Annotated in this window: 22 protein-coding genes; 11 read left to right on the forward strand and 11 right to left on the reverse strand. The window is 58.0% G+C overall.

The window, feature by feature from the left end:
* Window positions 1-184: 184 nt before the first annotated feature.
* The 3 genes from def to ACP7E4_RS28480 all read right to left on the reverse strand — a co-directional run bounded on the left by def (window position 185) and on the right by ACP7E4_RS28480 (window position 2,157).
* Window positions 185-724 (reverse strand): peptide deformylase, encoded by a 540-nt coding sequence (gene def, locus ACP7E4_RS28470; RefSeq protein WP_426119354.1) that lies wholly within the window; start codon window positions 722-724, stop codon window positions 185-187.
* A 45-nt stretch (window positions 725-769) separates the two neighbouring features.
* Window positions 770-1,732, reverse strand: coding sequence for a YihY/virulence factor BrkB family protein (locus ACP7E4_RS28475; protein WP_331149351.1), 963 nt, complete (start codon window positions 1,730-1,732; stop codon window positions 770-772).
* A gap of 233 nt (window positions 1,733-1,965) precedes the next feature.
* Window positions 1,966-2,157, reverse strand: coding sequence for a CsbD family protein (locus tag ACP7E4_RS28480; protein WP_426119356.1), 192 nt, complete (start codon window positions 2,155-2,157; stop codon window positions 1,966-1,968).
* Between the two features lie 260 nt (window positions 2,158-2,417).
* On the opposite strand from ACP7E4_RS28480, the gene ACP7E4_RS28485 reads away from it, so the two are divergent.
* Window positions 2,418-2,798 (forward strand): hypothetical protein, encoded by a 381-nt coding sequence (locus tag ACP7E4_RS28485; RefSeq protein WP_426119357.1) that lies wholly within the window; start codon window positions 2,418-2,420, stop codon window positions 2,796-2,798.
* 50 nt (window positions 2,799-2,848) lie between these two features.
* On the opposite strand, the gene ACP7E4_RS28490 is transcribed toward ACP7E4_RS28485, so the two are convergent.
* Both ACP7E4_RS28490 and ACP7E4_RS28495 read right to left on the reverse strand, forming a co-directional pair.
* Window positions 2,849-3,250, reverse strand: coding sequence for a DUF2177 family protein (locus tag ACP7E4_RS28490; RefSeq protein WP_426119359.1), 402 nt, complete (start codon window positions 3,248-3,250; stop codon window positions 2,849-2,851).
* Between the two features lie 87 nt (window positions 3,251-3,337).
* Complete coding sequence (locus ACP7E4_RS28495) at window positions 3,338-4,174, reverse strand: CvfB family protein (RefSeq protein WP_426119360.1); 837 nt, start codon at window positions 4,172-4,174, stop codon at window positions 3,338-3,340.
* Window positions 4,175-4,513: 339 nt separating this feature from the next.
* On the opposite strand from ACP7E4_RS28495, the gene ACP7E4_RS28500 reads away from it, so the two are divergent.
* The 4 genes from ACP7E4_RS28500 to ACP7E4_RS28515 all read left to right on the forward strand — a co-directional run bounded on the left by ACP7E4_RS28500 (window position 4,514) and on the right by ACP7E4_RS28515 (window position 7,226).
* Window positions 4,514-4,702 carry a hypothetical protein gene (locus tag ACP7E4_RS28500; RefSeq protein ID WP_426119362.1) on the forward strand — a complete coding sequence of 63 codons (189 nt, stop codon included), beginning with the start codon at window positions 4,514-4,516 and terminating at the stop codon, window positions 4,700-4,702.
* A 195-nt stretch (window positions 4,703-4,897) separates the two neighbouring features.
* Window positions 4,898-5,410 carry a hypothetical protein gene (locus tag ACP7E4_RS28505; RefSeq protein WP_426119363.1) on the forward strand — a complete coding sequence of 171 codons (513 nt, stop codon included), beginning with the start codon at window positions 4,898-4,900 and terminating at the stop codon, window positions 5,408-5,410.
* A gap of 158 nt (window positions 5,411-5,568) precedes the next feature.
* Complete coding sequence (locus ACP7E4_RS28510) at window positions 5,569-6,294, forward strand: TorF family putative porin (RefSeq protein ID WP_426119365.1); 726 nt, start codon at window positions 5,569-5,571, stop codon at window positions 6,292-6,294.
* Window positions 6,295-6,356: 62 nt separating this feature from the next.
* Entirely contained in the window at window positions 6,357-7,226 is an 870-nt protein-coding gene (locus ACP7E4_RS28515; RefSeq protein ID WP_426119367.1) for a DUF6279 family lipoprotein, read from the forward strand.
* Between the two features lie 106 nt (window positions 7,227-7,332).
* Here ACP7E4_RS28515 and ACP7E4_RS28520 read toward each other — a convergent pair whose 3' ends face one another.
* Window positions 7,333-7,728 (reverse strand): transcriptional regulator, encoded by a 396-nt coding sequence (locus ACP7E4_RS28520; protein ID WP_426119369.1) that lies wholly within the window; start codon window positions 7,726-7,728, stop codon window positions 7,333-7,335.
* A 182-nt stretch (window positions 7,729-7,910) separates the two neighbouring features.
* Between ACP7E4_RS28520 and ACP7E4_RS28525 the strand changes: the two genes are divergently transcribed.
* Entirely contained in the window at window positions 7,911-8,183 is a 273-nt protein-coding gene (locus ACP7E4_RS28525; RefSeq protein WP_426119370.1) for a hypothetical protein, read from the forward strand.
* 125 nt (window positions 8,184-8,308) lie between these two features.
* Here the strand turns inward: ACP7E4_RS28525 and ACP7E4_RS28530 are convergent, their stop codons facing one another.
* Complete coding sequence (locus ACP7E4_RS28530; protein ID WP_426119372.1) at window positions 8,309-9,655, reverse strand: DEAD/DEAH box helicase; 1,347 nt, start codon at window positions 9,653-9,655, stop codon at window positions 8,309-8,311.
* A gap of 181 nt (window positions 9,656-9,836) precedes the next feature.
* Here ACP7E4_RS28530 and ACP7E4_RS28535 point away from each other — a divergent pair, with 181 nt between their 5' ends.
* Window positions 9,837-11,108: a mechanosensitive ion channel family protein gene (locus ACP7E4_RS28535; protein ID WP_426119375.1), complete on the forward strand. Its 1,272-nt coding sequence runs from the start codon at window positions 9,837-9,839 to the stop codon at window positions 11,106-11,108.
* Window positions 11,109-11,197: 89 nt separating this feature from the next.
* Here the strand turns inward: ACP7E4_RS28535 and ACP7E4_RS28540 are convergent, their stop codons facing one another.
* The 3 genes from ACP7E4_RS28540 to ACP7E4_RS28550 form a co-directional block, all read right to left on the reverse strand.
* Complete coding sequence (locus ACP7E4_RS28540; RefSeq protein ID WP_426119376.1) at window positions 11,198-12,412, reverse strand: aldose 1-epimerase family protein; 1,215 nt, start codon at window positions 12,410-12,412, stop codon at window positions 11,198-11,200.
* A 206-nt stretch (window positions 12,413-12,618) separates the two neighbouring features.
* Entirely contained in the window at window positions 12,619-13,218 is a 600-nt protein-coding gene (locus ACP7E4_RS28545) for an FMN-dependent NADH-azoreductase (protein WP_426119377.1), read from the reverse strand.
* A gap of 162 nt (window positions 13,219-13,380) precedes the next feature.
* Window positions 13,381-13,695, reverse strand: a complete 315-nt coding sequence (locus tag ACP7E4_RS28550) for a 3-phosphoglycerate kinase (RefSeq protein ID WP_426119379.1) — start codon at window positions 13,693-13,695, stop codon at window positions 13,381-13,383.
* 58 nt (window positions 13,696-13,753) lie between these two features.
* Here ACP7E4_RS28550 and ACP7E4_RS28555 point away from each other — a divergent pair, with 58 nt between their 5' ends.
* From ACP7E4_RS28555 to ACP7E4_RS28570, 4 genes are all read left to right on the forward strand, one after another.
* Entirely contained in the window at window positions 13,754-14,677 is a 924-nt protein-coding gene (locus ACP7E4_RS28555; protein WP_426119381.1) for a LysR family transcriptional regulator, read from the forward strand.
* 13 nt (window positions 14,678-14,690) lie between these two features.
* Complete coding sequence (locus tag ACP7E4_RS28560) at window positions 14,691-15,479, forward strand: alpha/beta fold hydrolase (protein WP_426119383.1); 789 nt, start codon at window positions 14,691-14,693, stop codon at window positions 15,477-15,479.
* 134 nt (window positions 15,480-15,613) lie between these two features.
* Complete coding sequence (locus tag ACP7E4_RS28565; protein ID WP_426119385.1) at window positions 15,614-16,183, forward strand: peptidylprolyl isomerase; 570 nt, start codon at window positions 15,614-15,616, stop codon at window positions 16,181-16,183.
* 114 nt (window positions 16,184-16,297) lie between these two features.
* Window positions 16,298-18,130, forward strand: a complete 1,833-nt coding sequence (locus ACP7E4_RS28570; RefSeq protein WP_426119386.1) for an ABC transporter ATP-binding protein — start codon at window positions 16,298-16,300, stop codon at window positions 18,128-18,130.
* A gap of 162 nt (window positions 18,131-18,292) precedes the next feature.
* Here ACP7E4_RS28570 and ACP7E4_RS28575 read toward each other — a convergent pair whose 3' ends face one another.
* Window positions 18,293-19,423: a GNAT family N-acetyltransferase gene (locus ACP7E4_RS28575; RefSeq protein WP_426119388.1), complete on the reverse strand. Its 1,131-nt coding sequence runs from the start codon at window positions 19,421-19,423 to the stop codon at window positions 18,293-18,295.
* Between the last annotated feature and the right edge of the window lie 16 nt (window positions 19,424-19,439).

Below are 19,439 nucleotides of genomic sequence, written 5' to 3' on the forward strand. Positions count from 1 at the left end.
TTGGTGAAGGGGTGGGACGAAGTCTCCAACGGTCTGTACTGGTATGAGTCAGAAGCTAGGCTTTTAGTCCCACCCACCCCTTCAAGTCTAAACATACAAGCGAGGCTTGCCCGCGAAGGGCCGCTACGCCGAACCCATCTTCTGTGGCTGAAAGACCGATTCGCGAGCAAACTCGCTCACTGATTCATTCGTCGGCATTGGGGTCCATGTCCGGAAACATGACATCCATGAAACCGAACTTGCTGAAATCGGTGATGCGCGACGGGTACAGACGCCCGATCAGGTGATCACATTCGTGTTGCACCACCCGGGCGTGGAAACCATGGGCGATGCGCTGGATCGGTTGCCCATCGGGATCGAAACCTTCGTAACGAATGCTTTGATAACGGTCAACCGCGCCACGCAGACCGGGCACGGACAGGCAGCCTTCCCAACCTTCTTCGAGGGTCGGGCTCAGGGGTGTGATCAGCGGATTGAGCAGGATGGTTTGCGGCACCGCTTCAGCGTCCGGGTAACGCTCGCTGCTTTCGAAACCAAAGATCACCAATTGCAGATCGACGCCAATCTGCGGCGCCGCCAGCCCGACGCCGCCGACGCTTTCCATGGTTTCAAACATGTCGGCGATCAGGGTTTTGAGCTCAGCCGTCCCGAACATCGCTTCGGGCACAGCCGGGGCGATACGCAGCAAGCGCTCATCGCCCATTTTGAGAATGTCGCGGATCATGGATCGGCTTCCTTCAACGAAAACGTCATCCTGCCACAGCTGTGTTCAGGATTCGTCGGCCTTGGCTGGCAATGGTACGGAATGGTCGCGCCCCAGCCCGGAAACATGCTGCTTCTCGGTGGACGCCACGCCGCCGTCGCCCGCTTCCTTCTCGCCGACGTCCTTGCCCTCGGACGACATGTGCTCGACCACGGCATTCATTTCCGCGCCCAACAACAGCACGGCCGCCGAAATATAGAAATACAGCAACAACACGATGATCGCGCCGATGCTGCCATACATGGCGTTGTAGTCGGCGAAGGTCTTGACGTAATAACCGAAGCCCAGCGACGCGATGATCCAGACCACGACTGCCAGCACAGAACCGGGGGTGATGAAGCGAAACTCTTGTTTCACGTCCGGCATGACGTAGTAAATCAGCGCCACCGAGACCATCAGCAGCGCGACGATCAACGGCCAGCGCAGGATCGTCCACAAGGTGACAATGAAATCTTCCATGCCGATCTGCGACGCCAGCCAGTTCATGACTTGCGGGCCAGTTACCATCAGCGCCGCCGCCACCAGCAACATCATGGCAATGCCGATGGTGTAGAGCACCGACAACGGAATGCGTTTCCAGACCGGACGCCCTTCAACCACGTCATAAGCGGCGTTCATGGCACTCATCATCAGGCGCACGCCCGCCGACGCGGTCCACAGCGCAATGAAGATACCGATGGACAGCAGACCGCCCTTGGACTGTTGCAGCTGATCGATGACGGGATTGACCTGTTCCAGCGCCTGGGGCGGCAAAACCAGCTCCGATTGCAGGCGCAACCAGGAGAAAAAGTCAGGGAGATGCAGGAATCCGATCAGGGCGATCAGAAACAACAAAAACGGGAAAAGTGAAAACAGCATCTGGTACGCCAGCGCCGAAGCGTAGGTCGACATCTCATCATCGAGGAACTCGCTGACGGTTCGCACCATCACCTTGAACGGCGAAAGTTTGCGCAATTCCGAAAAAATCATGGCGTTTCCTTCGCTTAATGGTGCCGAAACTATAGTGCCGCAACGACCAGATTCACATTCGGCAGTTCTGCGTTGATCAAGAGCCATACCGCTCTGGCAGGCGTTTCAGAGCTTAATGGACCGGCTGTGCGACAAAAAAGTTTCAAATCACCCAGGCCAGACATGATAACGGTCATCCGAGGATGACCGTTATTTAAGTATCAACCCCGAATGCCTATTCGGGACCGATAGCTTCATGCCTTGTCGACGCCCTTTTTCACAGCGTCTTTCGCTTTGCCGACTGCTTGTTGGGTTTCGCCTTTGACTTCCTGAGCCTTACCTTCTGCACGCAGTTTGGAGTTGTCGGTAGCTTTGCCAACACCTTGCTTGACGTTGCCGACGGCTTCGTTAGCCATGCCTTTAACTTTATCGCCAGTGCTGCTCATAGGTACTCTCCAGAGTAAAATTCGGGTGTCGTAACCTCGACATAAAGATTGACCCGCCCCCTTTGCGCAGAGTTTCAATTATTTTCACCCGCTGCGCTGCCGCTCGTCAGGCCAGGCAAGACGGGGAAATAGCGGTGTTTTTTCGGGCCAGGCAACAACTTTGACTTTAAGTTTGCCCGGCAACCCCCGAGAATGCGGCACGCAATCAGGCTGCGCTGACTCGGGTCAGCACGCCGACTATTCAGATCCACGGGAACATTATGAAACTCGATAAAAAGCAGGCCATCGCACGCCGCAATCTGCAACTGGGCGGTGCCGTGCTCGGCAGCAACAACACCCATTTCACCGCCTTGAATACCAACAAGAACATCTGGTGGTTCGATTTACCGCTCGGCCGGCTGGCGGTTGGTCAGTACGAATGGGTTCACCTGCTGCTGCACACGCCCAGCACCGATGAATTGCTGCACTTGAAAGTCACCACGGTATTTCTGCGCGATCACATGGAAGGCCTGGTGGTCCGCAACCGAGGCAAGCGCAAATCCACCGTGAGCCTGGAACTGAGCGCCGACAAGGATTCATTCCTCAAGGATGTGCGCCCGGACGGCGCGAACCTCAGCTTTGCCGGGTTCCTGCAGCCTTGATCTGACGCACCTGCTCGTCGCCGTTGCAGTGACGAGCTGGTGCGACAACTTCACGCCAGACGCCTGGTCACCAGATAACCAACCGTCGCCGCAACGCCCGACGCCACAGTGCCCCACGCCAGATCCACCAACGCCATCTGTGCTGGCCAGCCTTGCAGCGTGGCCCAGTTGCTCAAGTCATAGGTGCCGTAAGCCACCAGTCCCAGCATTGCACCGCGCTTGATCGCATGGCTCAGACTGTGGCGGCGCAACGCCGACTGCACGGCGAAATACACCAGCCCCGCCGTATACAGCAGGTAAAACACCACCGCCGGCCCCGCCACCGGCTTGTCGACCATTATCGAACCGAGCCAGCTGCGGTAAGTCGGGCCCATCAGCAAGCCGAGCCAGATCCCGTCAAGGATCAGGAACGCCACCAGTGTGCTCAGGTATGCCGTCAGATTTCTTTTCATGGGTCATCCGTATCAAGCGGTTCCGGATCGGTACAATTTCGATTAATACGGCAGATCAAACCAACAATTTCGAATAATGCGGCGACATCAAACCAATTCGATACGATCGGCATGAATCACTATCTGGCCCGACTTATAAAGGGCACCGATAGCCTTTTTGAAGTTGCCTTTGCTGACGCCGAACAAACCGCTGATGATCTGCGGATCGCTCTTGTCGCTGACCGGCAGCGTGCCGTTGTTTTCCCGCAGCTTGCTGAGGATTTTCGAGTTGAGGCTGCTGGAAGCCTCTGCGCCGACCGGTTGCAGGCTCAGGCTGAGATTGCCGTCGGAACGGATTTCCTTGATGAAACCCTTTTCCTGCTTGCCGGCACGCATGAACTTGAACACTTCGTTCTTGTGGATCAAGCCCCAGTGTTTGTTGTTGATGATCGCCTTGAAACCCATATCGGTGGCTTCAGCGACCAGCAAATCGACCTCCTGGCCAACGGTGTAAGTGGCTGGCACCTTGTCCAGATAACGGTCCAGGCGCGCGGTCGCGGTGATGCGGCGGGTATGCTTGTCCAGATAGACGTGGACCACGCAATAGTCACCGGCCTGCAACGTGCGCTTCTCTTCCGAGTACGGCAGCAGCAAATCCTTGGGCAGGCCCCAATCGAGGAACACGCCAATGCTGTTGACCTCAACGACTTTCAGGCTGGCGAATTCACCGACCTGAACCTTGGGTGTTTCTGTTGTAGCCAACAGCTTGTCTTCGCTGTCCAGATAAACGAAAACGTTGAGCCAGTCTTCATCTTCGCTGGGAATATCCTTGGGGATATAACGGTTGGGCAGCAGAATTTCGCCATCCGCCCCGCCATCCAGATACAGACCAAAGTTAGTGTGCTTCACCACTTGCAAGCTGTTGTAACGACCGATTAACGCCATTTCCAATTACCCTCATTACGTGGGCGTCATTCTACCCGAGTTTGCTGATCAGGATCGCGACGCGCCTGGCATCGGGCAACTGGATGCCGCAACCCCCCAAAAATTCAACACGTTGCGCCCCATTCGTCAGACTGATTCAGCCGTGAATAGCAGATTTTATCCTGCCAGATTCCGCTCAAAAACAACTTTTCAGCACTAAAACAGTAAGTTAGCGAGCTAACTATCAGCCGATATAAATAATTGGCGGCGCTCTGAGCACGGTTTTTAGGGCTATATTTCTAAAGCAATTGTCAAGCCATTCATATACAATTGCTGGCCGTATCAAGTTTATATAGGTTAATGGCAGCCATGCGCGTAAAAGCATCCAACTCCAAAGCAAAGCAAGCTCCAGCCGTTGAAACGAGCGATTCGATCAACGCCCAGATTGCTGCTTTTCTGAAGTCCGGTGGTGAAATCCAGGAAATCGCCAAAGGCGTCAGCGGCCAGACTTTCGGCCCATCCAAGCAAATCACCCTCGGCAAAAAGTAAGTTCCCCCCGCTCCAGTTGTCGATCTCTATGCGCTTTGGTTTTCAGGGCGCTAGTGGATTGATCCTTCGCTGCATCAGCTAGACTCCTCGCTCGGCCCCTTGGCAAACCTTTATGGCGCTCAGCTCGTTGCACACTGACGCTGCGACGGGCAGGATGAAGCCCTTGGAGCCTGCCCCCCTTTGCGGAATGCACGAATGAAGAACTGGATGCTGTTCGGCGCACTGATTTGTCTGGGTGGTTGTGCATCGCACGGCTGCGACGACGCTCTCGATGACAGTTATCTTGCAGGCAGCGCCTGTCGTGAACAGCATCTGCTGTATCAAAACGACATGCTGCAGGCCAAGCTGTTGATCAGTGAAGCCGACCGGGAGAATTACGAACTGGCTGAAGCCATGCTGCGCCGTGCCGGTATCGACGACGCCTCCGGTGAAGCCGAGTTCTACCAGGCCGTGCTGTTGATTCGTCAACAACGCGACCAGCCTCGCGTCATCGAATTGCTGCAGGATGCTGCCCGAAGCAAGCACCCGCTGGCTATTGCCCTGCTCGCCCAACAGCTGAGCATGAGCGATCAGAAACAGTCCGAACGCTACCGCGCCGACTACGCCGAGCTGGACGTTGCCAAGAGCGGCTACCCGTCTTTCGAGCAAGCTTTGGTGGTCATTCGCGGCCTGATTATTCCGTCGCCACAGACCACAGCTTCCAACTGATCGCGCGCGGATCGACGAACGGTCTGATCCCGCGCGCATTCGCCGGTATCCTTGCGAGGCTCTAGCTCGCGGTTTCTGTTGGGTCGCCGGCGATTTGCCGAAGCGCCGTTTTCGATATGACTGCTCCAATCCCACTCCTCAACCCCAGGAGTGAGCACATGCTCAATATTCGTCATTACGTCCTTTCTCTGGGCGCCCTGGTTATCTGTCAGTCCGCTTCTGCCCAGGTTCTGGAGCGGGAAATGGGGGCCTTTGACCTCAAGCTCGGCACTTCACCCGCGCGCAGCATGGCTCAGGGCCTGGTCACGCCAAACGGCAACGGCTCGTTCCATGGCGGCCTGGACCTGACGCACGAAAGTGGCTTCTACGTCGGACAGTGGACACCCAGCGTCGGCATTACGGACGACACCACGCTGGAAGTCGATTCGTACATGGGCTTCAAGAAGCCGTTCGACAAAACCCTCGGTTACGAGATGGGCATCATCCGCTACAGCTATCCCGACACCAGCCAACTGGACAGCCATGAGTTCTACGCCGGTCTGCGCGTGCTGAACAGTCGCGTCGGTGCCGCGTTCAGCAACGACGTCGGCCGTCGCGACAGCACCCTGTTCGTTGATCTGGGCGGTATTGAACGACTGGGCATCGGCGTGCGCATGCAATACGCCAATCATCAGTTCGATACGCCTCAGCAAATCACCGACGGCGGCATGGTCAGCATGTTCAACGACTGGTCGCTGAACATCACGCGGCCGTGGATGGGCATCGACATGAACCTGATCTACAGCGGATCAAGCCTGAGTGGCAGCGATTGCAGCGCCTACAGCGGCCACAATCCGCAGTGTGAAGGCACCTTCACCGTGAAGGCCGTTCGCGCGTTCTTCTGATCGACTGAACTGCTATCCTCTGGCCCGCTCTACAGGATAAGCCGGTCAATCGAGGAGTCTTCATGCACACCCCGTTCAAAGCCTTCATTACGTTGTTGATGGCGCTGTTTGTGCTGGGCGGATGCACCCGCATCGGGCTCGCTTACCGGAATCTGGATGTCATTATTCCCTGGTCACTTAATGACTACCTCGGGATGAATTCCACGCAAAAAGGTTGGTTGAACGGGCGACTCAAGGAGCATTTGAGCTGGCATTGCAGCACTCAATTGCCAGGCTATCTCACCTGGCTGGATCGCCTGGAGGAAATGGTCACGACCAATCAGGTCACCGAACCCGAATTGCGTGCTCGCACCGAAGAAGCCAAGCAAGCCATCGCGCAGATCTCCCGCCAGATCACTCCGTCGGCGGTGGAGCTGCTGGCGCAGCTCGACGACAAGCAGGTCGCGGAGATGCAGGAAACTTTCGCCAAGGATCGCCGCAAACGCGAGGATGAATACCTCAAGCAGCCGCTGGACAAGCAGATCAGCGAACGTGCCGAGCGTATGGAAAAACGCCTCAGCCCGTGGCTTGGCTCGCTGAGCACGGCGCAGAAACAGCGCGTGCAGAGCTGGTCGGCGTCATTGGGCGAACAGAATCGCGCCTGGCTGGATAACCGCAGCCATTGGCAAACGCTGTTTGTGAGCACGGTGCAGAATCGGCAAGCCAGCGACTTCCCGGAAAAAATCGCCAAGCTGTTGCAGGATCGCGAAACGTTCTGGACGCCGCAATACCGCGTGGCTTATGACCAGACCGAAAAAGCCGCTATTTCATTGCTGGTGGACCTGATAGCGCTAAGCACGCCTGAGCAGCGTGATCAATTGCTGGAAAAAATCGCCAGCACGCGCAAGGACTTTACCGACCTTGGCTGTTTGAAAGCGGCGAAGGCTGCCTGAATGCATAGGTAGGAGCTAGCTTGTTGGCGAGGCGGTGTGTCAGCTACACAGCTTCGCGAGCAAGCTCGCTCCCACACAAGTTCGCTCCTGCGAGGGTGTGAGAAATTCAGGCAATCTGGGCCTTGGCCGCTACCTCTTCAAAGGTCGCTGGATCCAGCGCGTCAGCCTGATCATCCAGCACCTGACGTGGATGGTCATTGCCGGGGATGCTGCTGTCGATCAACGCCAGGAGGCTTGCACCGCGCGGGCTGAGGATGAAGTTTTCGCCGTTGCCACCCTCTTCTTCCGGGCGTGGCTGAATGAAGCCACGGCTCAGCAGCAACGCCTCGTATTCACCGGCAATCGCCTTCAGGTGATCAAGATTTCCGACTGGCTCACCATCAGCCGCCAGGGCTGTGGCGTGTTCTTCGGCGTATTTACGAGGCTTGAAGCTGTCGTCAGCGCTGTTTTGCACTTCGTGCAGCAGACGTTCGATAAGGTCCCAGTCATAAGGCATTTCCATTTTTCTTACCTCCATCCAGCGTGGATAAGTGGCCCGTGACGTCCCGCCATCAGGCTTGCTACTGAAGGTTGTGACACGCGCCAACGCTGGCCGTTCAGCGATGGCGGCTGAGCGGTGCGGCTGAACTTTTTCCGGAAATTGGCGCTCAACCGTTCAAGCCCGCAAAGGAAATTGAGGCAGCCATGAAAATCCTGTTGAGCATTACCGCCGCGTTGACCCTGTTGAGCGCCGTGCCGTCATGGGCGTGCACACCCGAAGAGGCAACCGCCAAACGCGAGCAACTGGCCAAGGAAGTGCAGAAACTCACCGGGCAGAATCCGGCCAAGGCCAAAGAGATCAACGACGAGTTGCAGAAGATGGATCTGGAGACAGCGTCCAAGGACCTGCCAGACAAGTGCCAGCTGATTGATCAGCGGCTCAAGGAAATGAATACGGCGGAGAAGAAAGCGGAGTAGCGGAATTGCGGTGAGGTAACTGTGGGAGCGAGGCTTGCCCGCGAAGAACGATGACGCGGTGGATCTGGTCCACCGCGTCGCCTGAATTCGCGGGCAAGCCTCGCTCCTGCGGTAGCTGCGGAGACTTACTCAGCCGCTGGCGTTTCGGTTTTGCGCTTCTTCAACGGCGCCATGCCGTCCTTGCTCACCAATGACAAGGCATCGGTTTTTGGACGATTGGCGATTTTGCGTTTGGTCGGGGCCTTGGCGCCGGTTTTCTTCTTGTCGCCCTTGGCGTCAGTCTTTTTCTTCTTCACGCCGACCGCCTTGCCGGATGCCTTGACCTTCTTCGGTCCGCCGTAGGCGCCTTTGACTTCCTTGATAGTGCGGCGCTCGAAGCTTTGCTTCAGGTAGCGCTCGACGCTCGACATCAGGTTCCAGTCGCCGTGGCAGATCAGCGAAATCGCCAGACCTTCGCCACCTGCGCGACCAGTACGCCCGATGCGGTGCACGTAATCGTCGCCACTGCGCGGCATGTCGAAGTTGATGACCATGTCCAGGCCTTCAACGTCCAGACCACGCGCTGCAACGTCAGTCGCCACGAGGATCTTGGTGCCGCCCTGCTTCAAGCGATCAATCGCCGCCTTGCGGTCTTTCTGGTCCTTGTCACCGTGCAGCACGAACGCTTTGTAGTCCAGCGCCACCAGACGGCCATACAAGCGGTCGGCCATGGCTTTGGTATTGGTGAAAATAATCGCTTTCTGATACGTCTCGTTCGCCAGCAGCCAGTGCACGATCTGCTCTTTGTGGCTGTTGTGGTCGGCCGTGATGATCTGTTGACGAGTACCCGAAGCCAGCTCGCTGACGCTATTGACCTGCAAGTGCTGCGGATCGGTCAGCACTTTGCCGATCATCTCGCGCAGGCCCGCACCACCGGTGGTGGCCGAGAACAGCAAGGTCTGCTGGCGGTTCGGGCATTCGCCGGCCAGACGCTCGACGTCTTCGGCAAAACCCATGTCGAGCATGCGGTCGGCTTCATCCAGGACCAGCACTTCAACCTGCTTGAGGTCGAGATTGCCGGCGTTGAGCTGCTCCAGCAGACGACCCGGCGTGCCGATGAGAATGTCCGGCACCTTGCGCAGCATCGCGGCCTGGACCTTGAAGTCTTCGCCACCGGTAATCAGCCCGGCCTTGATGAAGGTGAACTGGGAGAAACGCTCGACTTCTTTCAGGGTCTGCTGTGCCAGCTCGCGGGTCGGCAGCAGGATCACGGCACGAATGTCGACGCGAACCTTGGCCGGGCCCATCAGGCGATTGAGGATCGGTAATACAAAAGCCGCAGTCTTGCCGCTACCGGTTTGCGCAGTCACCCGCAGGTCACGCCCTTCCAGCGCCAGCGGGATGGCCGCTGCTTGCACAGGCGTTGGCTCGACAAAGTTAAGCTCGGCCACGGCTTTCAGCAGGCGTTCATGCAGGGCGAATTGGGAAAACACGGGTGCTACCTCGACGAAATACAAAAATACAGGCGCATAGCCTAACGGTTTCGAGCGCCGGGGCCGAGTTTCTTTACGACTAACTGCTTATTTTGTTACTCGATTTGCCATACGTCACCCAAGTCGCGGCCATGAATGCTCTAATCCGCAGCTAATTTCTTCAGGAGTCTTAAAGAGTCGCATGGAAATTCAATCGCTATGGCGCCGCGTCCAGGAACTCTGGGGTGTGCTGGATCAACATCCGCTGCTGCACGCGAGTCTCGGCCTGCTGTTGCTGCTGATCGCGGCGCTGGTGCTCGGCAGAGTGGCGCGTTTCCTGATCCTTTACGCGATGAAGATGCTCGGCAGACAACCCGCGCTGCACTGGCTCAATGATTTTCTGCACAACAAGGTTTTCCAGCGCCTGGCGCAGATGACGCCGTCGCTGGTGATCCAGTTCGGCCTGAATCTGGTGCCCGACCTGAGCGCCACCGGCAAGAACGTGATCGGCAACATCGCGCTGGCCTTCACCATTCTGTTCATGACCCTGGCCATGGGCGCGCTGCTCAATGCGTTGCTCGACATTTATGCGCGCACCACTCACGCCCGCACGCGCTCGATCAAGGGTTATGTGCAACTGGCGAAGATGATTCTGTATATCTTCGCCGCGATCATCATCGTCGCCACCCTCATCGACCGTTCGCCGCTGTTGCTGCTGTCCGGGCTTGGCGCCATGTCGGCGGTCATCCTGCTGGTCTACAAGGACACGCTGCTGTCGTTCGTCGCCAGCGTGCAGTTGACCAGCAACGACATGCTGCGCGTCGGTGACTGGATCGAAATGCCGCAGGTCGGTGCCGACGGCGACGTCGTGGACATCACGCTGCATACGGTCAAGGTACAGAACTTCGATAAAACCATCGTCTCGATTCCGACCTGGCGCCTGATGTCGGAGTCGTTCAAGAACTGGCGCGGCATGCAGCAGTCAGGCGGCAGGCGCATCAAGCGCAGTCTGTTCATCGATGCCAGTGGCGTACGTTTCGTCAGCGATGACGAGGAACGGCATCTGAGCCAGGTGCATTTGCTCACCGACTACATCAGCCGCAAGCAGGCCGAACTGCTGGCCTGGAATCAGGCGCAGGGCAACGTGGCGCAGCTCTCGGCCAACCGGCGCCGCATGACCAACATCGGCACCTTCCGCGCCTACGCGCTGGCCTATCTGAAAAGCCATCCCGACATTCACCCGGACATGACCTGCATGGTCCGCCAGCTGGAAGCCTCGGCGCTGGGCGTGCCGCTGGAAATCTACTGCTTCACCCGCACCACGGTGTGGACCGAGTACGAGCGCATCCAGGGCGATATCTTCGATTACCTGCTGGCAGTGTTGCCGGAGTTTGGCTTGAGCCTGTATCAACAGCCGAGCGGGATGGATATGCGGGCGGGACTGTCCCAGCGGCACTCTGAGTCCGGATTGTAGGAGCCAACCTGTTGGCGAGGTGTTCGTCCTGGCAACCAGGAAGATTATCTCGCGAACAAGTTGGAGCGCCGCCGTTCCTACGTTGCGTCTTACTCCTTGGTCAAATCCACCAACGGCTCATTGCGCACTTCGGTGCTGCGCCCGGCCTGAATGGTTTTGATCTGCCCCAAAGCCTGATCCACCGCGCCTTTATCGGCCAGCAGGCTATAGCTGATCTGGAATTGACGCTGTTGTTTCGGCCCGATGGTCGGCACCAGGTTCAATGGACGCTGGTAGCGACGGTTGTAGGAAAAACTGGTGCCCGGCTCCAGCCCGGTCACGTAGCCCTGGCCTTGGGTGTCGGTGTTTTTCCACAGTGAGAACACCGGCAATTGCTGGGTATTGAAGCCCACCGCGACGCCAAGACTGCCGGCCTTGTTGTGCAGCACGCCGAGCGTGTCGCCCTTGTCATCCGCGTAAGGCACCACGTTGTAGACGGTTTCGTCGTAGTCCGGCGTCGGCGCGCGGTACGTCTGCCAGTCAGCCAGATCGCCCTTGGCCTTCTCGTTAAAGGGCGACACCTGCTTCACCGGTGCTTCGAAACGCGCACCCTGCTCCAGGAATGGCGTGCTGAAGTTGCTGTGGTACAGCGCCTGATATTCCTTCGGATAGTCGCCATTGTTGGTCAGCGTGTCATTGAGTGTGAAGCGCACGCTGCCGGGCTCGGTGACCAGTTCGGTCTGCACCGTGAAGTCGACTTTCTTGAAGGCCTGCTCCTGGAGTTCACCCTTGAGGCTGATTGCGTAAGGCGGCTTTTCGTCGATGTGCAAAGTGACTTTGCTCGCCGGGATATTCGCCGCGCGACCGTGCAAGGTCAGCAGTTCGCCGTTGTCCATGCCCGGATGCCCTACCCATTCGTAACCGCAGCGCGTCACCAGCTCGTTGAACCCTTCCAGCCAGCCCAACCCGCCACGGCCGTTGAGTTCGATAAATGCCGGGTTGACCACGTCCTTGACCGGCGAATCCCAGCCCATGCGCACATCGCCCACCGAAGCGTGCAATACGTTCATGCCGCGCGTGGGCACTACCGAGAGTTTCATCGTGCCGTTGTCGATATCGATGATGCTCACCCCCTCCTGACGCCCACCGTGCAAGGTGCGCATGGTCACGGAAAAAGGTTTGTCAGTCTTGACCCCGAGTTGGGCGCTGGTGATTTGCTGGTTTTGCGCGGCCTTGTCGGCATCGAGCAAGACGTAATCCCAGGCGAAAACATTGGAGGCGGCGGTAATGGCGCCGAGGCCGAGCAGCAGGGAAAGGGGTTTCATGAGGGCAGTCCTTATTGGAATTATGGTTTTGCGCAACGGATTAATCGATTCAGCTAGCAACCGAGTCTAGTCATATTTCGCAAAAATGTTGAGTGGCTCGTTAAATTCCAGACAGAAAAAAGCCCGATGACCGCCAAAGAGGGGTCAATCGGGCCACGCACCCAGGAGCGGCAGGTGCCAAGGGGAAATCGGTAGTGCCGTGCGGGTCAGGCGACCTGGGCGAGTTTGGCGATGGCCTGGTTCATGCCTTTTTCAACGAAGTCGCCGCCCATGTTCAGGCCTTCGGCGTGAATGAACGTGACGTCATGGATGCCGACAAAACCCAGCACCTGACGCAGGTACGGTTCCTGATGATCAAGGCTGCTGCCCGCATAAATGCCGCCGCGAGCGGTCAGGACAAAGGCCCGCTTGCCGACCAGCAGGCCTTGCGGACCGGTTTCGCCATATTTGAAGGTGACACCGGCACGCAGCACATGGTCGAACCAGGCTTTCAGGGTGCTGGGGATAGCGAAGTTGTACATGGGCGCGGCGAGCACCAGCACATCCGCCGCCACCAATTCGTCAGTCAACTGATTGGAACGATCCAGCGCGGCTTGTTCGGTTGCGCTGCGTTGCTCGGAAGGCTTCATCCAGCCGCCCAGCAAGGTCGCATCAAGGTGCGGCACCTGCTCGGTGGCAAGGTCGCGGACCGTCAGTTGATCGTCGGGATGAGCCGCTCGCCACTGGCCAATGAACTGTTGAGTCAATTGACGGGAAACGGAATCCTGCTGACGGGCGCTACTTTCAATGATCAGTACGCGGGACATGGGGCGGTGCCTCCATCGGGGAGTGTCTTGAGTCGATGGAGTGCAGAGTAGAGAAGGCTGTATCGATTAAAAAGCGTAAAAATCCGCTGTTAAACATCTAAAAAATTGTTTTATCGAAAGGGGCGCTCTACTCTCTTACGAAGTTTGGCGCCCGTCGAGCGATTATTCGGGCTCACAGCTGAGCTTGATCCGCAGTTTGATGATGCTGCGGTTGAACTTGGCCGACACGTCTACGCTTTTTTTCGCGGCGACGGTCACGCGGCGCGTCTTAGGCGCCTCCGGACCATTCTGAAACACCACGCTGCATTTGGCCGGGACGCTGCCGTAGTTGTTCACGGTGATCGCGCCGGTATCGTAGAACGTGTCATGGCTGGTGTAGTCGATTTCGACGCCCTGATAGTGTTTTTCCACTTCGATGGGATACGCCCAGGCGCTCAACGGCAGCATGGCCAGCAACACACAACAGATTCTGTTCATCGGGCAGTCTCCAAGAAGGGACTGGCAGATTAGGACAAAGCGTAAAAAGGAGCTACAGATGAAAGCGCCCCGCGTGACCCTTGATCAATGGCGCACCTTGCAAGCCGTGGTCGACCATGGCGGTTTCGCCCAGGCCGCCGAGGCCCTGCATCGCTCGCAGTCATCGGTGAGTTACACCGTGGCGCGCATGCAGGATCAACTCGGTGTGCCGTTGCTGCGTATCGACGGGCGCAAGGCGGTGCTCACCGAAGCCGGCAACGTGTTGCTGCGCCGCTCGCGGCAATTGGTCAAGCAGGCCAGTCAACTCGAAGACCTCGCGCATCACATGGAGCAAGGTTGGGAAGCCGAAGTGCGGTTGGTGGTGGACGCGGCGTACCCCAACGCGCGCCTGGTCAGGGCCCTGACTGCGTTCATGCCCCAGAGCCGCGGCTGTCGGGTGCGGCTGCGCGAGGAAGTGCTGTCCGGCGTGGAAGAAGTGCTGCTTGAAGGGGTTGCCGACCTGGCGATCAGTGGTTTCAGCATTCCGGGTTATCTAGGCACGGAAATGAGCACTGTGGAATTCGTCGCCGTCGCGCATCCAGAACATGCGTTGCATCAGTTGCAGCGTGAGGTGAACTTCCAGGATCTGGAAAGCCAGCTGCAAGTGGTGATTCGCGACTCGGGGCGTAATCAACCGCGGGATGTTGGCTGGCTTGGCGCCGAGCAACGCTGGACGGTGGGCAGCCTGGCGACTGCGGCCACCTTTGTCAGCAGCGGCCTGGGTTTTGCGTGGCTGCCGCGACACCTGATCGAACGTGAACTCAAGGAAGGCGTGCTCAAAGCCTTGCCGCTGGATAAAGGCGGCAGCCGCAGCCCGACCTTCTATCTTTACTCCAGCAAGGACAAACCCCTGGGCCCGGCGACGCAGATCCTCATCGAGTTGATCCGCACTTTCGATACCGCGCCCCTGACCGCACCTTTCGCAGCACCCCAACAAGCCTGACAAGGAGATGTCCATGGCCTGGTTCGAACATGAAGGTTGCTCACTGCATTACGAAGAATACGGCCAGGGCGCGCCGTTGCTCCTGCTGCACGGCCTGGGCTCCAGCTGTCGGGACTGGGAATACCAGATCCCGGCATTGGCGGCGCGTTACCACATCATCGTCATGGACATGCGCGGCCATGGCCGCTCGGACAAACCCCGGGAGCGCTACAGCATTCGTGGTTTCAGTGGCGATGTGCTGGCGCTGATCGAGCACTTGAATCTGCCGGCGGTGCATCTGGTCGGGCTGTCCATGGGCGGCATGATCAGCTTTCAGCTGGCGGTGGATCATCCCGCGCTGGTCAAAAGCCTGTGCATCGTCAACAGCGCGCCACAGGTCAAGGTCAAGAGCGCCAACGACGTCTGGCAATGGGCCAAACGCTGGAGTCTGGCCCGCTTGTTGAGCATGGAAACCCTGGGCAAGGCGCTGGGCAAAAATCTGTTTCCAAAGCCTGAGCAGGACCCTTTGCGCATTAAAATGGCCACGCGCTGGGCCGAGAACGACAAACGGGCGTACCTGGCCAGTTTCGATGCCATCGTCGGCTGGGGCGTGCAGGAAAAATTGTCACGGATCACTTGCCCGACGCTGATCATCAGCGCCGACCGGGATTACACGCCCGTGGCGCTCAAGCAGGCTTACGTCGGCTTGATACCCAACGCAAAGCTGGTCGTCATCAAGGATTCGCGCCACGCTACACCGCTGGATCAGGCCGATGAATTCAATCGCATCGTGCTGGAATTCATGGATGCTGTGCCGGTCTGAAGCAACCCGCGCCTAAGCCCTTTGGATAGGGAGACTGGGCAAAAAAAGCCAAACGTGCTTACCTTGCGCACTGGATCACAGCATGTCCGCATTGCTGATCGCAGTCGAAACCACCAATCAGGATCAACTGACCCATGTTGAAAAAAATCGCTATCGCCGCCTGCTCCGTGCTGTTTGCCGCCAATCTGATGGCTGCTGACGCACCCGCCAAGCCGACCCACGTCGTGCTCGACACCAGTTTCGGCGCGATTGAAATCGAACTCGCCGATGCCAAGGCGCCGATCAGCACCAAGAATTTCCTGGGCTACGTCGACAGCGGCTTCTACAGCAACACCATTTTCCACCGCGTGATTCCAGGCTTCATGGCCCAGGGCGGTGGTTTCACTGCGCAGATGACACAAAAACCGACCAAGGATCCGATCAAGAACGAAGCGGATAACGGCCTGCACAACGTACGCGGCACGCTGGCCATGGCCCGCACTTCGGATGTGAACTCGGCCACCAGCCAGTTCTTCATCAACACCAATGACAACGCTATGCTTGATCATGGCGCGCGTGATTTCGGCTACGCCGTGTTCGGTAAAGTGGTCAAAGGCATGGACGTGGTCGACCAGATCGTCAACGCCCAGGCCGGCAACAAAGGTGGCATGCAAAACGTGCCGTTGGACCCGATCCTGATCAAGTCCGCCAAGCGCGTCGACTGAGTCGAGATGTGCCGGGCCGTGTGAAATTGCTCTGAGCAATGTCAGGATCACGCGGTCTGACTGTGGGAGTTTTCTTCAAGCAAGGAGAGCCTGCGCGCAAGCAGGCGTCAGCCAATGTTCTATCGTCGTTTCGAAAAACTGATCGACATCTTCCGGGACGCACCAACAGACGCCCCACCGAATAAAGTCCTCGCTTTCTACATCTATTACCTGCGACAGGTATGGCCAAGCTTCGCCGCGCTGTTGGTGGTGGGCCTGATCGGCGCGCTGATCGAAGTGGCGCTGTTCAGTTATCTAAGCCGCATCATCGACCTTGCCCAAGGCACTCCGGACAAAAATTTCTTCAGCATCCACGCCTCCGAGCTGATCTGGATGACCGTGGTCGCGCTGGTGCTGCGGCCGATTTTCGTCGGCCTGCATGACCTGCTGGTACATCAGACCATCAGCCCCGGCATGACCAGCATGATTCGCTGGCAGAACCACAGTTACGTGCTGAAACAGAGCATCAAGTTCTTCCAGAACGACTTCGCCGGGCGCATCGCCCAACGCATCATGCAGACCGGCAACTCACTGCGCGATTCGGCGGTCCAGGCCGTGGACGCGCTGTGGCACGTGCTGATTTATGCCATCAGCGCGCTGGTGCTGTTTGCCGAGGCCGACTGGCGCCTGATGATCCCGCTGCTGTCGTGGATCGTCGCCTACATTCTGGCCCTGTGTTACTTCGTGCCGCGTGTGAAAGAGCGTTCGGTGGTGTCGTCCGATGCGCGCTCCAAATTGATGGGGCGCATTGTCGACGGCTACACCAACATCACCACCCTCAAGCTGTTCGCACACACCAATTTCGAGCAGCAATACGCTCGGGAAGCGATCAGCGAGCAGACCGAAAAAAGCCAGCTGGCCGGCCGCGTCGTGACGTCCATGGACACCGTCATCACCACCATGAACGGCATTCTGATCGTCACCACCACCGGTCTGGCGCTGTGGCTGTGGACGCAATCGCTGATTTCGGTGGGCGCTATTGCGCTGGCGACCGGTCTGGCGATTCGCATCGTCAACATGTCGGGCTGGATCATGTGGGTGGTCAACGGCATCTTCGAAAACATCGGCATGGTTCAAGACGGCCTGCAAAGCATCTCGCAACCGGTCAGCGTCACTGATCGCGAAACCGCACCGCGCCTGGAAGTGGACAAAGGCGGCGTGAAATTCGACGGCGTTGATTTCCACTATGGCAACGGCAACGGGATCATTCACGGCCTGAACCTGGATATCAAACCCGGTGAAAAAATCGGTTTGATCGGCCCTTCTGGCGCGGGCAAATCGACGTTGGTGAACCTGTTGCTGCGCATGTACGACGTGCAGGACGGCCGGATTCTCATCGACGGCCAGGACATTTCCCACGTAGCGCAGGAAAGCCTGCGGGAAAAAATCGGCATGATCACTCAGGACACGTCGCTGCTGCACCGTTCGATTCGCGACAATCTGCTGTACGGCAAACCCGATGCAACCGATGAACAATTATGGGAAGCCGTGCACAAGGCCCGCGCCGATGAGTTCATCCCGTTGCTGTCGGATGCTGAAGGTCGGACCGGATTCGATGCGCATGTCGGCGAGCGCGGCGTCAAGCTCTCCGGCGGTCAGCGCCAGCGCGTTGCCATTGCGCGGGTGCTGCTCAAGGATGCGCCGATTCTGATCATGGACGAGGCGACCTCAGCGCTGGACTCGGAAGTCGAAGCAGCCATTCAGGAAAGTCTCGAAACGCTCATGCAGGGCAAGACCGTGATCGCCATCGCCCACCGCTTGTCCACAATCGCCCGCATGGATCGCCTGGTGGTTCTGGAACGCGGCCAGATTGCGGAAAGCGGCACCCATGCCGAACTGCTGGCACACGGCGGTTTGTATGCAAGGCTGTGGCAGCACCAGACCGGTGGGTTTGTGGGGATTGATTGACTGGATGGATAACTGATTGGATGGTTGATTGTGAGATCGCGCCAGTTTCGAAATTGTGGGAGCGAGCTTGCTCGCGAAGGACTTCAACGATAACCCGTGCTGTCTGGATAAATGTGGTGTCTAGACATTTTTCGCGAGCAAGCTCGCTCCCACAAGTTGACCTCATCCCAAGGTCTGCCGATACGGCAACGCCCCGCGCGCATCTTCGGCGTACGCCAATATGCCCACGCGCTCCTGTTCGAGAAAATCAGTCACCGCGTCTTTCAAACCCGGATGGGTCAGGTAGTGCCACGAGCGGGTGATGACCGGTTCAAAGCCGCGAATCAATTTGTGCTCGCCCTGCGCGCCCGCGTCGAAACGCTGCAAGCCCTTGGCGATGGCGTAATCCATGCCCTGGTAGAAACAAGTCTCGAAATGCAGGCGATCAAACTCTGCCAGGCATCCCCAATAACGGCCGTAAAAACTGCCGCCACCCAACAGGCTGAACGCCATGGCGACCGGCCGTGAGCCTTGACGCGCCAAAACCACCCGAATTGCTTCTGGCATACGTTCGGCCAGCAGACTGAAGAATTCCCGCGTCAGGTACGGCGACTGCCCACGAATCTCGTAGGTATTGGAATAACAGGCGTAGACAAAATCCCACAGCGCCTCGCTCAGCTGATGACCTTCAAGCCACTCGAACTCGATGCCCTGCCCCGCGACTTGCTCGCGTTCCTTGCGCATCTGTTTGCGCTTGCGCGAACTCAAGGCGTCGAGGAAATCCTGAAAATCCCGATAGCCGCGATTCTGCCAATGAAACTGGCAACCATAACGTTGCAGCCATCCGGGTTGCTCGGCCAGGAAGGCATCGGCCAGCGGATCGGTGAAATTGATGTGGGCGCTGGACAGCTCCTGCTCCTGCAAATACCCCGGCAAGCTGTTGAGCAATTCGATACCGGCTTCGGGTGAGGCGCACAGGATACGCGGCCCGCTGACCGGACTGAACGGCACCGCCACCAGCAGTTTCGGGTAATACGCAATGCCGGCGCGACGACAGGCGTCGGCCCAGCTGTGATCGAACACATACTCGCCGTAGGAATGCCATTTGCGATAGGCGGGCATGGCTGCGACCAGTTGCCCGTCCTGAAAATCGAGCAGGTGTTCGGCCCGCCATCCCGAGCGCGGGCCGAGGCTGCCGCTATCCTCAAGAGAACTGAGAAAGGCGTGGCGCAGAAAAGGCTGATCGCCCGGCACAAGCGCGTCCCATTGCGAGGACGCGATCCTGCTCAGGCTGTCGGTGGTCTGTACGGACATGCGCAATTCCCCAGGA

Source organism: Pseudomonas sp. DSP3-2-3, from assembly GCF_049898225.1.
Lineage (GTDB): Bacteria > Pseudomonadota > Gammaproteobacteria > Pseudomonadales > Pseudomonadaceae > Aquipseudomonas.